The sequence below is a fragment of the Niallia sp. XMNu-256 genome (genome assembly GCF_036670015.1).
Taxonomy (GTDB): domain Bacteria; phylum Bacillota; class Bacilli; order Bacillales; family Cytobacillaceae; genus Bacillus_BD.
The window spans coordinates 3,448,905-3,463,142 of the sequence record NZ_CP137636.1; the positions used below are offsets into that span (position 1 = coordinate 3,448,905).

General features: G+C 38.9%; 11 protein-coding genes and 15 tRNA genes. 6 read left to right on the plus strand and 20 right to left on the minus strand.

Going from position 1 to position 14,238, the window contains the following annotated elements; all coding sequences use genetic code 11:
* Positions 1-122 precede the first annotated feature (122 nt).
* From R4Z10_RS17480 to R4Z10_RS17490, 3 genes are read left to right on the plus strand one after another with little or no spacing between them, the layout of a single operon-like run.
* Positions 123-449 (plus strand): hypothetical protein, encoded by a 327-nt coding sequence (locus R4Z10_RS17480; protein WP_338470569.1) that lies wholly within the window; start codon positions 123-125, stop codon positions 447-449.
* Positions 442-4,122: a multicopper oxidase domain-containing protein gene (locus R4Z10_RS17485; protein WP_338470570.1), complete on the plus strand. Its 3,681-nt coding sequence runs from the start codon at positions 442-444 to the stop codon at positions 4,120-4,122. The genes R4Z10_RS17480 and R4Z10_RS17485 overlap by 8 nt, the downstream gene beginning before the upstream one ends.
* Positions 4,115-4,945, plus strand: coding sequence for a hypothetical protein (locus R4Z10_RS17490; protein WP_338470571.1), 831 nt, complete (start codon positions 4,115-4,117; stop codon positions 4,943-4,945). Before R4Z10_RS17485 ends, R4Z10_RS17490 begins: the two co-directional genes overlap by 8 nt.
* A 124-nt stretch (positions 4,946-5,069) precedes the next feature.
* Here R4Z10_RS17490 and R4Z10_RS17495 read toward each other — a convergent pair.
* The 16 genes from R4Z10_RS17495 to R4Z10_RS17570 form a co-directional block, all read right to left on the minus strand.
* Positions 5,070-5,151 (minus strand) — tRNA-Leu (locus R4Z10_RS17495).
* A 20-nt stretch (positions 5,152-5,171) separates the two neighbouring features.
* A tRNA-Leu gene (locus tag R4Z10_RS17500) sits at positions 5,172-5,257 on the minus strand.
* Positions 5,258-5,288: 31 nt separating this feature from the next.
* Positions 5,289-5,363: transfer RNA gene (locus R4Z10_RS17505), tRNA-Cys, on the minus strand.
* Between the two features lie 11 nt (positions 5,364-5,374).
* Positions 5,375-5,449: transfer RNA gene (locus R4Z10_RS17510), tRNA-Gly, on the minus strand.
* Between the two features lie 215 nt (positions 5,450-5,664).
* Positions 5,665-5,739: transfer RNA gene (locus tag R4Z10_RS17515), tRNA-Gln, on the minus strand.
* A 34-nt stretch (positions 5,740-5,773) separates the two neighbouring features.
* Positions 5,774-5,849, minus strand: a tRNA-His gene (locus R4Z10_RS17520).
* Positions 5,850-5,861: 12 nt separating this feature from the next.
* Positions 5,862-5,932, minus strand: a tRNA-Trp gene (locus R4Z10_RS17525).
* A gap of 8 nt (positions 5,933-5,940) precedes the next feature.
* A tRNA-Tyr gene (locus R4Z10_RS17530) sits at positions 5,941-6,024 on the minus strand.
* 11 nt (positions 6,025-6,035) lie between these two features.
* Positions 6,036-6,108, minus strand: a tRNA-Phe gene (locus tag R4Z10_RS17535).
* A gap of 21 nt (positions 6,109-6,129) precedes the next feature.
* A tRNA-Asp gene (locus tag R4Z10_RS17540) sits at positions 6,130-6,206 on the minus strand.
* Between the two features lie 3 nt (positions 6,207-6,209).
* A tRNA-Met gene (locus R4Z10_RS17545) sits at positions 6,210-6,283 on the minus strand.
* Between the two features lie 178 nt (positions 6,284-6,461).
* Positions 6,462-6,537: transfer RNA gene (locus R4Z10_RS17550), tRNA-Val, on the minus strand.
* A 70-nt stretch (positions 6,538-6,607) separates the two neighbouring features.
* Positions 6,608-6,682 (minus strand) — tRNA-Glu (locus R4Z10_RS17555).
* Between the two features lie 12 nt (positions 6,683-6,694).
* Positions 6,695-6,784, minus strand: a tRNA-Ser gene (locus R4Z10_RS17560).
* Positions 6,785-6,787: 3 nt separating this feature from the next.
* Positions 6,788-6,862, minus strand: a tRNA-Asn gene (locus R4Z10_RS17565).
* Between the two features lie 236 nt (positions 6,863-7,098).
* Positions 7,099-7,986 (minus strand): nucleotidyltransferase-like protein, encoded by an 888-nt coding sequence (locus R4Z10_RS17570; RefSeq protein ID WP_338470572.1) that lies wholly within the window; start codon positions 7,984-7,986, stop codon positions 7,099-7,101.
* A gap of 208 nt (positions 7,987-8,194) precedes the next feature.
* Between R4Z10_RS17570 and R4Z10_RS17575 the strand changes: the two genes are divergently transcribed.
* Positions 8,195-8,551: a YgzB family protein gene (locus R4Z10_RS17575; RefSeq protein WP_338470573.1), complete on the plus strand. Its 357-nt coding sequence runs from the start codon at positions 8,195-8,197 to the stop codon at positions 8,549-8,551.
* A gap of 45 nt (positions 8,552-8,596) precedes the next feature.
* On the opposite strand, the gene perR is transcribed toward R4Z10_RS17575, so the two are convergent.
* From perR to R4Z10_RS17595, 4 genes are all read right to left on the minus strand, one after another.
* On the minus strand, positions 8,597-9,034 hold the full coding sequence (perR, locus tag R4Z10_RS17580; RefSeq protein WP_338470574.1) for a peroxide-responsive transcriptional repressor PerR: 438 nt from the start codon (positions 9,032-9,034) through the stop codon (positions 8,597-8,599).
* Positions 9,035-9,504: 470 nt separating this feature from the next.
* On the minus strand, positions 9,505-10,098 hold the full coding sequence (locus tag R4Z10_RS17585) for a hypothetical protein (RefSeq protein WP_338470575.1): 594 nt from the start codon (positions 10,096-10,098) through the stop codon (positions 9,505-9,507).
* Positions 10,099-10,225: 127 nt separating this feature from the next.
* On the minus strand, positions 10,226-10,699 hold the full coding sequence (gene bcp / locus R4Z10_RS17590; RefSeq protein ID WP_338470576.1) for a thioredoxin-dependent thiol peroxidase: 474 nt from the start codon (positions 10,697-10,699) through the stop codon (positions 10,226-10,228).
* A gap of 90 nt (positions 10,700-10,789) precedes the next feature.
* Positions 10,790-11,197, minus strand: a complete 408-nt coding sequence (locus tag R4Z10_RS17595; RefSeq protein ID WP_338470577.1) for an ion channel — start codon at positions 11,195-11,197, stop codon at positions 10,790-10,792.
* A gap of 282 nt (positions 11,198-11,479) precedes the next feature.
* Between R4Z10_RS17595 and R4Z10_RS17600 the strand changes: the two genes are divergently transcribed.
* Both R4Z10_RS17600 and R4Z10_RS17605 read left to right on the plus strand, forming a co-directional pair.
* The gene (locus R4Z10_RS17600) at positions 11,480-12,775 is read left to right on the plus strand and encodes a glutamate-1-semialdehyde 2,1-aminomutase (RefSeq protein WP_338470578.1); all 1,296 of its coding nucleotides are present in this window, start codon (positions 11,480-11,482) and stop codon (positions 12,773-12,775) included.
* A 356-nt stretch (positions 12,776-13,131) separates the two neighbouring features.
* Positions 13,132-14,208 (plus strand): aromatic acid exporter family protein, encoded by a 1,077-nt coding sequence (locus tag R4Z10_RS17605; protein WP_338473271.1) that lies wholly within the window; start codon positions 13,132-13,134, stop codon positions 14,206-14,208.
* Positions 14,209-14,238: the final 30 nt, after the last annotated feature.

A 14,238-nucleotide genomic window follows, 5' to 3' on the forward strand; every position in this document is an offset into this window, starting at 1 on the left:
GGATATTCTAGTCAGGCTAGATATCAGGATGTTGCGGCTGAAATATGATAAAAATTCATACACAAATTCAACAGGGTGATTTGATTAAGCTTCAAAAATATAGGTAAGGTGAGGGTGAGACAATGAACTCTTCTGAGATGAAAGCTTTAGCCGAACAGTTTGGAATGGAAGGAACAAATATTCATGCGATTCGCAGGGCTGTAGTAAGTCAAACTTTTCAACAGAACAAAAAAAATAGAGCACTGATTTTAATTGCTCCTTATCCCTTTTTAGTCATTGGAAAAATTAAAAAAGTTGAAAGTGACTATCTTGTCATTGAAGGTGAAGTAACCAATATTAACGAATTAGATGGCGAAACTTTTCGTATTCATATCGATGAAATTGAAGTTTTTTATATTGAACGAGATGGTAAACCAATTCCAGACATAAGGGATGGTAAATATGATTAGAAGATTTCATATTGTTGCTATTCCCATCAGGATTGTTGTAAACCGATTTGGCGATCACGATCCTAATGGAATGATTTATGTATTAAAAGAAAATGAAAGCATGATTAAAAGAAAGGTAGAACTCAATCCCTATACACCTGTCGATTTAGTGGAACCATTAGTTATTCGGGCAAATGTGGGAGATACGATTGAAGTCTTATTTGAAAATCAATTACGTTTTCCAACATCGATGCATATTCAAGATGCTGAATACGATGTTCTTCGTTCGGACGGTGCTTTTGTAGGATATAATCCGAACACAACTGTACAACCTGGTAAAACAATCATGTACAAATGGCATGTAGATCATGAAGGGATTCACTTCTTTTCAGATATGGGAAATACGTTATCAAGTGAAGCAGGATCACATGTACATGGACTCTTTGGTGCCTTATTTGTTGAACCAAGAGGATCCTGGTGGACAGATCCTATAACCGGCAAACCAATAAATAGTGGAAATTTCGCGGATATTCACAACCCATTGCTTCCGTCTTTTAGAGAATTTGGTTGGTTTTTCCATGATGAAATGGAAGTTGATGATTTAACTGGGAACCCCCCTATTAATCCTCATACTCTCCAACCAGAAGCAACCCATCTTATCAATTATCGTGCGGACCCCATGCGAAACAGAATGAAGCTTATCCACGAAGGAGTTGTATGCCCTGACTGCGCAGGAGAAGAAGTTCATCACGACTCATGGGTTTTTGGGGATCCAGACACACCTATTTTACGCACCTATGTAGGAGATCCCATTAAAATTCGCCTGATTAATGCAGGGGTTAAAGAGACCCACTCGTTCCATTACCATGTTCATCAATGGCTGTTTGAGCCTACGGACCAAGATTCTGAAATTCTTGATGTGCAGGCCATTTCTCCACAAACCCAATTTACAGTTACTCCCGCTTATGGTGCAGGAAGTTTACAAGGGGCCTTCGGTGATTCTGTTATTCACTGTCACCTTTATCCACATTTTCATGAAGGGATGTGGGGAATCCAACGGAATTTTGATACCCTCCAGGATGGAAGCCAATGTTACCCAAATGGGGTTCAAATTAAGGCACTGAAACCTTTGCCTGGAAGACCATTGCCGCCAAAACCAACACTTGAGCGTCCAGGTTATCCTAACTTTATTCCCGGAATTCCTGGCAAAAAGGCACCCCGTCCACCTTTGGCAATTATTGGCGGTAGAGAAGCCACAGAAATTGAAAGAAATCATTTTGCGCCAAATGCACGACCTGGTGCTGTGTTTGTTAATCCTGCAACTCCTGGCGTGACTCCGGAACGGGAATTTCATGTTGTCCTTATCCAAATGCCCATTGTCTATAACGAGCATGGGTGGCATGATCCAGAAGGACGTCTATATGTATTGGCTGAGGATGAAGAAGCTGTATGTTCAGGCAGGAAAAAGCCTGAGCCCCTTGTACTCCGTGCGAATGCAGGAGAAGTCATCCGCTTTAAATTTACCAATAAGTTACCTGAGACCATTGGAGGAAATGCTTTTCAATTAGTTAACCGAACTTATGAAGCAGGCATGCATGTACACTTTGTTAAATTTGATCCACTTGTCTCAGACGGTTCAAATGTAGGCTGGAATTATGATGCAAGCGTCCTTCCAGGTGAAACGATTCAATACCAATGGTTTGCAGACGTTGAATTAAAAGCCACCTTTTGGCATGATCATTTATTTGCCAATGAACATCAGCAGCATGGTGTGTTTGCCAGTATCAATATTCAACCGAGGGGGTCTGAGTTCTTAGATTCTCGAACAGGCAAAAAATTAAAATCTGGTACTCAAGCTACAATCGTTAATCCATTAATACCAGATTACCGTGAATTTACTTTATTTGTTCATGACTTTGCCTTGTTGTTTGATAAAGATGGCTGTCCGTTAAATCCACCACCATTTCCAGGATCCCATGATGACCCAGGTGTTATTGGAATTAATTACCGAAATGAACCCATTCAATACCGTTTAAAAGAACCTGACCATGATCCTGCCTATGTATTCAGCTCATGGATACATGGAGATCCCGTTACACCACTTTTAGAAACTTATAATGGCGATCCTGTTCGAATCCGCCTGCTCCAAGGGGCACATGAAGATTCACACAGCTTTAACTTGCACCGACAACGTTGGCGTCGGGAACGTCCGGATTTAGATTCAGAAATCGATCAACATCAACATATCGCGATTGCAGAATCCTTTACCTTTGAATTTGACATTGAGGGTGAAGGTGATTTTGATATGCTCTATCATTTTGGTACTGTCGATGATATTTGGCTTGGCAATTGGGGAATCCTTCGCAGTTATGAAAAAAGAGTAAAACATTTAATTCCATTATTAGATCGACAGCCACCTGAAAAAAGAAAAGAACCCTTACCGAAACCAACTGGAAAGAAACCACCAATGGCGAAGGTACCGGATATCATTCTCCCACATCATGGAAAGGTTCAAAAATTTGATATTGTGGCCCTTGATGGGAAAATTTTTTATAACAAATACAAGGATCATGATCCTTATGGCATTGTATTTGCCCATAAAAAAGACGTAGCTGATATTATATCTGGAAAATTAAACCCCGAGCCTTTGATCATTCGTGCTAACCATGGGGATTATGTAGAAATCACTTTAACCAATAGATTAACAGGGCACTTCTATCACGATAAAGAACATGGTTATCCTTTCGTACCTGTTGATGCACCATTCCCACCATCAAAGCGAATTTCACTTCATACTCAATTAGCAGCTTACGATGTTAGATACTCTGACGGGGCAACAGTTGGATTCAACCTTGATCAAACGGTGGGACCCGGTGAGAGCATAACTTATCGCTGGTATATCGATCAGGACTTCGGATCTGCAAACCTTTGGGATATGGCTGATATTCGAAATCATCGTCATCATGGAGCTTTTGGTCTATTAATCTCTGAACCCCGAGGATCTAAATATTTAAATACACTAAACAGAGATCCTTTAAAAATAGCTGGGAACCAGATCATTATCTCCAATCCGATTTTACCAGAGTTTAGAGAATTTGCCTTAATGATGCATGACGGAATAAGGCTGCTCGATAAGGATGGCAAACTCATCATTGATCCTCGACCTCTCTTTTCAAGTATGGATGAGGATGGATTACCTGATCCTGAGGAACAAGGGTCTAGAGCCTTTAACTATCGGAATGAACGATTCAGCCATCGGATTGACAATATTGAGGAAGTTTATTCTGTATTTAGTTCAATTAAACATGGAGACCCAAGCACTCCAATCTTTTTAGCACATGCTGGTGACCCTGTAACCATAAGATTTATAACACCTGCTGACAAACCAAGAGCCCATGCATTTGCCCTCCATGGACATCGATGGATGCGGAGTCAAAATGATATCAATTCTTCCCTAATATCGGTTAAAGGTCAAAATATTTCAGGCAGTAATGATGATTTCTTCTTAATCCATGGTGCGGGCAGCCTATTTAACAAACCGGGTGACTATATGTACCGGTCTGGAAATATTCGCTGGGATATCGAATTAGGGATGTGGGGAATTATGAGGGTTCTTGAAAAAAGTAACCACTTAATCGCTCCTCTAAAATCCCATTCAACCTTTCATGTGAATGGAGGGGATCCGAATGAGTAAAAAGAACAAAAAAAGATATACCTATACGAAAAAAAAGCATAAAAATACTGCAAAAAAGGGGGGCCATAGACATTCTTGCGCGCATTGTACAGACAATTATTTCTGCTCTCCCTTTAAATGTCAAGAGTCTATTTCGACACCACGCTACACATCGCCAAACAGCCGGCTAAACCAAGAGCAACTGGAACATTTACAACATTGGATTGAAGCAGCCAACCATCTGCTCCTATCACTAGGTACAGATAGCGATCCAAATAATAGACGTCAACTCCAGTTACACTTTCTTAAGCTTAAAGGGGCACATGTAAAAGCCAAAGTAAGATGTGGACCAATCGAATCAGATGATACACACGCTAAATTTAACAATGGTGAGAAATCCAAAACTCAGCTTTTACTGAAAGACGGAATACTAGCAACGGCTGGGAGCAACTTCATACAAATTAACCAAACTGGAAGTTTTGTATTTATTTTGTTTGATAAGCTCCTATCGATCTTAAGTGAAGAATGTGAACATATTAGAATGCACGAACCCCATTTTCTCCATGCTGACTGTTCAACTAGAAGAGAGCTGACCCTAAACTTCGGAGAATTTGTAGCGAAAAAGCCTGAATTAGTAAATTTATTTTTTGGTCTCCCACTCTATAAAATGCTGCATCTTTACTTAGGTAAAGATATTAACGTAAAAACGAGTGAGCATCCATCGTTACGATCTGGAGTATTAACCAAGGTGGAAGAAGGAAAACTGCAAATGGAGACCCAAAACGGGCAAGTAGATGTTGAACTTGAACATGTTTGTTTTTTGGAGATTGTGAATTTGAGATAAAAGGGTGAGAGGTCGGAGTGATTAACTCCCAACCTCTCATGTCTCTATGGCTCTGAAGTTCACCATGTTGGAACACCCACATAAAAAAACACTCACAAAATAATTTGTGAGTGTTTTTTTATAGTACCGGTGGTCGGGATCGAACCGACACTCCGTGAGGAACACGATTTTGAGTCGTGCGCGTCTGCCAATTCCGCCACACCGGCATATCCGCTTAATTATATGATGCCGAGAACCGGAATCGAACCGGTACGGTAGTCACCTACCGCAGGATTTTAAGTCCTGTGCGTCTGCCAGTTCCGCCACCCCGGCACATCTATATGTAAAAAAATAAAAATCATTATGGAGGCGGCAACCGGATTTGAACCGGTGAATAAAGGTTTTGCAGACCTTGGCCTTACCACTTGGCTATGCCGCCGTATAAATTAATGGAGCGGAAGACGGGATTCGAACCCGCGACCCCCACCTTGGCAAGGTGGTGTTCTACCACTGAACTACTTCCGCAGGGGGAATTAGTAATTATTTTCTGAAGTTATTCTGAGGTCGTGTGCGCCAAAAGCCTCCGCTTTTATTGCAGATTGAGACTCTTCGAGTCGGTCAATCTTCTACCACTGAACTACTTCCGCAGTAGGACTTGGTATCGTTATATTTTTCTATATACTAAATTTATATGAGAGTTTAAGTAAATTATGCAGAGTATTGAAATTAAATTATCTATATGGCTGGGCTAGCAGGATTCGAACCTACGAATGACGGAGTCAAAGTCCGTTGCCTTACCACTTGGCTATAGCCCACTAATAATATATGCTATTGTTTAAGATTTGTGAATGGGGCGGCTGATGGGAATTGAACCCACGAATGTCGGAACCACAATCCGATGCGTTAACCACTTCGCCACAACCGCCATAGAGTGTGACAGGGGTAGTAGGAATCGAACCCACACTGGAGGTTTTGGAGACCTCTGTTCTACCGTTAAACTATACCCCTAAAGAAAATGGTGGAGGGGGACGGATTCGAACCGCCGAACCCGAAGGAGCGGATTTACAGTCCGCCGCGTTTAGCCACTTCGCTACCCCTCCAAAAAAGAAGGTGGCTCAGGACGGAATCGAACCGCCGACACATGGATTTTCAGTCCATTGCTCTACCGACTGAGCTACTGAGCCACATATATTAATTATTAAAAATGGCGGTCCGGACGGGACTCGAACCCGCGACCTCCTGCGTGACAGGCAGGCATTCTAACCAACTGAACTACCGGACCAAATTGCGGGGACAGGATTTGAACCTGCGACCTTCGGGTTATGAGCCCGACGAGCTACCGGACTGCTCCACCCCGCGACAATAATATTTAAAGTGACATTTACAATGCCCTTATAGAGTAACTGTCCCGATCTCAGAAGCCTTATTCAAGAAGCAACTCGATCGGTACAACTCGCAGTATATTCAATGAAGGAACGCTTTGTTGCTCCACCCCGCGATAATAAAAGATGATATTTTTCGCTAACGAAAATTTTAATGGTGGAGGATGACGGGCTCGAACCGCCGACCCTCTGCTTGTAAGGCAGATGCTCTCCCAGCTGAGCTAATCCTCCGACGTACAAGATGTACAAGTGCATGCCTTGCGACAAGACGTCGCTTACTTAGCAGGCCTTCTTTTTATAATGGTGACCCGTACGGGATTCGAACCCGTGTTACCGCCGTGAAAGGGCGGTGTCTTAACCGCTTGACCAACGGGCCAGATTAAGTATATGGCGGAGAGCAAGGGATTTGAACCCTTGAGACGGTTGCCCGCCTACACGATTTCCAATCGTGCTCCTTCGGCCACTCGGACAGCTCTCCTGATGGCTCCGCAGGTAGGATTCGAACCTACGACCGATCGGTTAACAGCCGATTGCTCTACCACTGAGCTACTGCGGAATAATAATTTTAAAGACATATTTCATTATATTTTTTTCAAGAGATATGATTTAATTATACTCCTAAAACGAAAAAACGTGAATTATCTAACTTTTTTTATAAGCGACTTTATTAATTTATCATATATAATAATGTATGTCAACACTACTTTAAATAAACCTTTATGTCGCTGCGAAACCTGTGTTTCGCAGCGACAAATATTAATATATCAAGAAACCTAGTAAAGGTCAATGTTTTTAATTATTTTTCTGCAATAACTTTTCGGCCAATTTATAATGACGCTGATAGATCCCTTGTTCTTGTGTCTCTATATGAACCACTTCAATATAATGTTTTTCAATTAAATATTCAAAAAGTGTTTCAAAATAAGCCTCATATAATTTTAAGGAAGGATGCTTTAATACTTCATCAATTGTCCACATGTCTTTACGTTTTAAAACATCAAATAAATAACTTGTTCCTTCTTCGACCCTAGAATGAATCAGAAAATCACTAGCTAAGAATAATAGCTCAAGCCGCTTTCCGAGTTCTTCCTCACTATTTACTAATTCATTATACAATTGATAAACTTCGGGCTCGATATGCTTTACCTGGCTCCATACCGTCATTTCCGGATGCAAGCCTTTATCTATTAAAGACAATCGACCTAAATGATGCAAAGAACGAACAATATGACTATAAGCATCTAAATATTGTTGATCTTCGAAATAAATTTTTCCATCCATATAGCAGCAAATAAGTTTGCTAAACTCAATACCCATTTTAAATTTCCGATCATTAGCAGGATATTCCATTAAAGTGTTTTTTAAATCACTCATAAACTCATTTCGATCAAATAAAACTTTCCCTTTAACAAGCCATTGGATCAGTTTTCGATTCGTCCCAGATCGTAACCATTCATTTAATTGTAATTTCGTAATGGTATGTAGTGCTGCATTCTTCTCTTGATAGGTGTAATGTTTAACAGTAACCGGATACTCAGCTTCTTTTACGACGATAAGTAATATAGCGTCGGATGTGTCAGAAAGCGAGGCGAATTGATCATTTTTTTTAATTAATAAAACTCCTAACGTGTTTACCTGACTTGCCCACTCCTGATAGATCGGTCGAAGTATATCTTCCACTATACAGCCCCCTATATACACTAACTTATTGCTTAGCTAGGATACCTATATCTAGCTGTTCTCTAGTCTACTATTTTCGACGATAAAATAATAAATTCCTTCTCCTTTAAAGGGAATTAAAAATTCAGTTAATATTGCCTTTATTAACAGACAAATTGATTTATTTTTTAGAATATATAGTATATAGTTTGCATTAGGGGGAGTGACGATGGCTAAAAAATATTCAAGCAAAATCAATAAGATCCGCACATTTGCACTAAGCTTAATTTTTGCCGGTTTCTTCGTGATGTATTTCGGCATATTTTTCAGGAATTCACCTATAGCTATGACCATTTTTATGTTACTCGGTTTACTGTTTATTGTTGCCAGTACAGTGGTTTATTTCTGGATTGGAATGCTCTCGACGAAAGCGGTTCGAGTATCATGTCCCAGCTGTGAAAAACAAACAAAAATTCTCGGCCGTGTTGATATATGCATGCATTGCAATGAACCACTCACACTTGATCCTAATCTAGAAGGAAAAGAATTTGACGAAAAATATAATCAGAAAAAGACCGTTACTTAATTAAAGGTAACACGAAAAAACCGATAGCCTTATCGCTATCGGTTTTTAATGAACTTCTTTTTTTGTACATTCTGGACACGATCCATATACTTCCATACGGTGATGACTAATTTTAAATCCAGTTACATGACTTGCCAACTGCTCTACTTCATCCAAACCTGGATAATGGAAGTCTACAATTTTTCCGCAACCTTCACAAATTACATGGTAATGCTGTGTCGTAACAAAATCAAACCGACTTGATGAATCACCATATGTCAATTCTTTAACAAGCCCAACCTCACGAAATACTCTTAAATTATTATAAACTGTTGCAACACTCATGTTGGGAAATTTTCCTTCTAATGCCTTATATATATCATCTGCTGTTGGGTGTGACATTGAGTTTATTAAATATTCGAGTATCGCATGACGTTGTGGAGTGATCCGTACTTTTGTTTCTTTTAATGTTTCAAGGGCATCTTTTAAAAGATTTTGATCCACCGTCATACACCTCTTTCCTTCTTCACATCATTCGATAAGTATTATTTATTTAGAATTGTTATAATTAGTTTACATTGATTTTATAATATTGTCAATATATCTACCTTCACAACATAGTTTATGTATTTCATTGCCTTTTTACCACAGATAAATCGAAATCAAGATTGCTCTACCGGCTGAATGAAAGTTAATCAAAATCCTATATATAATACCGATTATTTTACGAATTGTCATTTTCTTTTTTTCTGTAAATAACTTCCCATTATTGAACAAGTTTTATTCCCAACAGGAATAGAGCCTTTAAGACAAAAAAAACAGACTGTATTAACAGCCTGTTCATGTATTCTGAGGAGGTATGCCCTAATATAACATATTCTAAACAGGATAATTGGAATGGACAGATGTCACTCTTTTTTTAAAAATAATCATATAATTTCAATAAATTTTAAACTTCGCCTCGTTGAATAGTATTAAACGTTTGCATTGTATTGCTTATAATCAAATAAAGGTGATTTGTAAACATTATTTTTATCTAAGGAATAATCCCGAAGTTTTCCTTCATAAACTAATTCAAGTCGGGTTATTTTTGTAATATCCTCAGGAGTAACTAATTCAACATATTTTTCAAAATGATGAATTCCACTCGTTACTAGCATGGATGCAACAAATTGCGAGCATGTAAAGGCATTTTTTCTAATGAGTCTTTTATTCACTACGATTGCCATAATCCCAAGTAAATTGTATCGATATTGATCTTTTAAACTATTAAACCGGCCTATATTATTTGTCAGCCTTTCATACTGCGTTTCACTCACTACCAGCTTGTAAACCGTGCATTTCGTATCCTTCTTATAGAAAAACACCCCATGATTTACGCCTTCTTTAACAAAACCTGCAGATAATGGGTTATAGTAAACTTTTCGGCCAAAGCTATACATCTCTTCTAACTTTTCATCTAGAGAAATAGATGCATGATTGTAAGGAGCCTTTGTATATATCTTAATCATTCGCGAAAACCATGTTCCTGTATCTGTTAAGAGGATATAAATATTTCTTTCACTCATGTTATCACCATACAAAAGATTTAATAAGCAGACAATAAAAAAGGCGTTGGCACAAAGAAAAGAGCCACTATACTCAGCTACATTGTATCATGGCTCTTTTCATACAAAAAGGTTTAATTCTTACTAATTATTGAACTAAATTTTCTTGAATGAATTGATATACTTCATCCATATGGTTCTTTACCCTAACTTTTCGCCATTCTTTTACGATCTTGCCCTCTTTATCCAAGATAAACGTACTCCGTTCAATTCCCATATATTCCTTGCCAAAGTTTTTCTTTAATTTCCACACATCAAAGGCATTCGCTAATTCTTTTTCCTCATCTGCTAATAGCAAAAATGGCAATTGATGTTTCTCGATAAATTTCTCATGCTTTGAAATGGGATCCGGGCTAACACCGATGATTACTGTATTTAAGTCAGAAAAATCATTATGTCGATCACGAAAATCACATGCCTGCGTTGTACAACCTGGTGTCATATCTTTTGGATAAAAATATAGAACTACATTTTTTCCTTTAAAATCAGAAAGTTTCACACTTTCTCCGTTGCTTGCTGGTAATGTGATATCAGGTGCCGTTTGGCCTGTAAGTGTTGACATATTCCATTCCTCCTCAAGTAGTCTTGTCTCCTTTCAGATTATCTTATTCTCCCCTTAAACACAATACAAAGGCATTAAACCAAATGTACTTCACTCACGTTCATTCTCTATAAAGGCCTTGGCAACAAACGCTGCTGGAATCGTATAACCAATTAACGCTTCAATCATGGCGATCATTCTCCCCACTCCAATAGGTGCAATGTCGCCATATCCAACTGAAAACAGGGTAACTGCACTAAAATAAATATAGGTTTCTAATCGCTCAAAAAAGCTTTCAGTTGGCAATGGATAGGCCTCGACCATCACTTCATAGCCCTTTGTTTCAAGTAAAATGTAGATCAGTCCAAACCCAATTAGAATGGTAATATATACAAAAGCTAAATATAGAAAGTTTTCCACAGACACAAGCTTCCCCTTTATCGCATTTGGGATGAAAATGGTTCTGATACTCATAACAATGCAGTAAAGTGTAAAAGCAAAAATAGTAATATATAACATAAAGGTTCCCCTCTTCTCTCGAAAAGCGTAAACACAAAGTTTTTTAAAAAAACGGATAAATAAACTCCCATAGGCTGCTGCCCTCTGGATTAAGACCTCCATTAAGAATGGTTTGTTGGCGTTTTAATTTATTGGTATTTCGATATTCTATCTATATGCACCCATCCTAAAATCAACCACCCGAAACTGGGACAATCATAGAATAAGATTCTCCGTTCGCATTTTAATAGGCAACCTTTCATACTTTTAATGGTAAAATGAAAAATGAGGAGGTTGTTTAGAATGAAGTTTACAAATTCAGAAGTAATACATAATGAAGCATTGGAACATATCGTTGGTGGAGTAAATAGTCCATCACGTTCTTATAAAGCGGTCGGTGGTGGTTCTCCGGTTGTGATGGCACGTGGAGATGGTGCTTATTTCTATGATGTGGACGGAAATAAATACATCGATTATTTGTCTGCATATGGACCGATTATTACAGGGTTTAATCATCCTCATATTGTTGATGCCATCAAAAAAGCAGCAGAAACCGGTGTTTTATTTGGCACTCCTACAGAACATGAAGTGAAGTTTGCGAAAATGTTAAAAGAAGCCATGCCCGCTTTAGATAAGGTGCGTTTTGTCAATTCAGGGACTGAGGCTGTCATGACGACGATTCGGGTTGCACGTGCCTATACTGGAAGGGATAAAATTATCAAATTTGCAGGGTGTTATCACGGTCACTCCGATCTTGTTCTTGTGGCAGCAGGCTCAGGCCCATCTACACTTGGTACACCTGATTCTGCCGGCGTTCCAAAGAGCATCGCTCAGGAAGTCATCACCGTTCCTTTTAATACGATTGAACCGCTTAAAGAGGCGCTTGATAAGTGGGGCAATGAAGTGGCAGCTGTATTGGTTGAGCCAATTGTAGGTAACTTTGGGATTGTTGAACCACATCCAGGTTTCCTTGAGAAAGTAAATGAACTTGCCCATGCTGCAGGCGCGTTAGTGATTTACGATGAGGTCATTACCGCATTCCGTTTTATGTACGGAGGTGCTCAAGATTTACTTGGCGTGACTCCTGATTTAACGGCATTTGGAAAAATTATTGGCGGCGGTCTGCCAATCGGCGCTTATGGCGGCAGAAAAGATATTATGGAAGAAGTTGCCCCGCTTGGCCCTGCCTATCAAGCTGGAACGATGGCTGGAAATCCGGCTTCGATGTTAGCCGGAATTGCTTGTCTTGAAGTCTTAAAACAAGAAGGAACGTATGAATACTTAGATAGATTAGGCGCTCGACTGGAAGAAGGGATTCTGCAAGGGGCTGCAAAACATGGAGTTCCAATTACAGTTAATCGCTTAAAAGGCGCTTTAACCGTTTATTTTACAAATGAAAAGGTCGAGAATTATGAACAGGCTGAAAATACGGATGGAGAAATGTTTGCGAAGTTCTTTAAACTTATGCTAAACCAAGGCATTAACCTTGCCCCTTCGAAATATGAAGCCTGGTTTTTAACCATTGCTCATACAGAAGAGGATATTGAAACAACGATTATCGCAGCTGAACATGCGTTTAAGGAGCTTGCGAGAGCATAATAGTAGGAAGGGAAGCTTTGATAGCTTCCCTTTTGTGTTTTTAAACAGGGATTACTAACGGTTTCCTCTCTTCTTAACTATTTAGGTATATTTGACTGGAATACTACCAAGTTTCTCTACTTCAACTCTTTTTTGCTAGTATTAGCTCCAAATACCACCCATTATCTCGCTTTCAACACTTTTTCATAAATATCAGCTCGCAATTTTAACTCACTTCTATTGTTGTCATTTACCCATGATACGATAATTTTCCTGCTAATATGTAGCGTTGTTGTTTTACGCTAAACAAAGTGGTTTAATAAGTAAAGAAAAATGCACTTAACTTTATCATGTTCAGAAAGGATATCAAAACCGATATGAAACTAGGAGCTCGCATTTTAAAAACAGGAATTGCAATTGTTTTATCTTTATTGCTAGCTCAATTCATCGGATTGCCATCACCTGTTTTTGCTGGAATTGCAGCCATTTTTGCAGTTCAACCAACCATTTATCGGTCTTATTTATCGATTGTCGAGCAAATTCAAGGGAATACGATCGGAGCCCTCATTGCAACGATTTTCGTCTTGTTATTTGGTAATGATGTGTTTATCATTGGACTCGCTGCGATCATTGTTCTAGCCTTGCACCTAAAATTAAAACTGGAAAATGCGATCGGCTTATCCTTGGTGACATTAGTTGCCATCATGGAATCACCGAGTGATAGCTTTATCGTATTTGCGGTTATTCGTTTTTTAACGGTTATGCTCGGGGTTTTATCAGCCTTTATCGTTAACCTTGTCTTTATTCCACCTAAATATGAACAAAAGCTTTATCACCAATTATCAGAAACGACAAACGAGATAACGAAATGGATTCGCTTGAGCATCCGAAAGGCTTCAGAGCATAAGTTTTTGAAAGATGAAATTGAAAAATTAAAAGACACGCTAATCAAAAGCGATCAGTTATATATCATGTATAAAGAGGAAAGGAACTACTTAAAAAAAGAAACCATTGTTAAAACAAGGAAGTTAGTGATTTATCGACAAATGATCTCCACTTTAAAGAAAGCGCTGGAAATCCTTAAAAAACTTCACCGTTTTGAAAACGAAATTGCTCACCTTCCTGGTGATTTTCAAAACATCATCCAACAGCAGCTCGACCTTTTGATCCATCAACACGAGCATTTGATGCTGAAATTGATTGGCAAAGTCAGACCCCATGTCGAGTTTGAAGAAGGGGATATTCGATTGAACCGGAAAGAACTCTTTGAACTGTTTTTAACCTATCAAACGCAAATGGAAGGAATAGAAGGACTTAACCAGTATCACCTCATGCAAATTATTTCAGCCATTGTCGATTATGATGAATATATCGAACATCTTGATGTACTGATTACTAGTTTTCAATCTTATCATAAAGAGGAAAGTAAGATGGAAATAGTGGAGGAACAATAAAAGGCAACTGAGAGTTTCCCCAGTTGCTTT

Bases quoted from the DNA above. Each gene is read 5' to 3' on its own strand.
- R4Z10_RS17480 (WP_338470569.1), top strand. From the start codon at position 123: ATGAACTCTTCTGAGATGAAAGCTTTAGCCGAACAGTTTGGAATGGAA.
- R4Z10_RS17485 (WP_338470570.1), top strand. From the start codon at position 442: ATGATTAGAAGATTTCATATTGTTGCTATTCCCATCAGGATTGTTGTA.
- R4Z10_RS17490 (WP_338470571.1), top strand. From the start codon at position 4,115: ATGAGTAAAAAGAACAAAAAAAGATATACCTATACGAAAAAAAAGCAT.
- R4Z10_RS17575 (WP_338470573.1), top strand. From the start codon at position 8,195: ATGGCTAAAAAATATTCAAGCAAAATCAATAAGATCCGCACATTTGCA.
- R4Z10_RS17585 (WP_338470575.1), bottom strand. From the start codon at position 10,098: ATGAGTGAAAGAAATATTTATATCCTCTTAACAGATACAGGAACATGG.
- bcp (WP_338470576.1), bottom strand. From the start codon at position 10,699: ATGTCAACACTTACAGGCCAAACGGCACCTGATATCACATTACCAGCA.
- R4Z10_RS17595 (WP_338470577.1), bottom strand. From the start codon at position 11,197: ATGTTATATATTACTATTTTTGCTTTTACACTTTACTGCATTGTTATG.
- R4Z10_RS17600 (WP_338470578.1), top strand. From the start codon at position 11,480: ATGAAGTTTACAAATTCAGAAGTAATACATAATGAAGCATTGGAACAT.
- R4Z10_RS17605 (WP_338473271.1), top strand. From the start codon at position 13,132: ATGAAACTAGGAGCTCGCATTTTAAAAACAGGAATTGCAATTGTTTTA.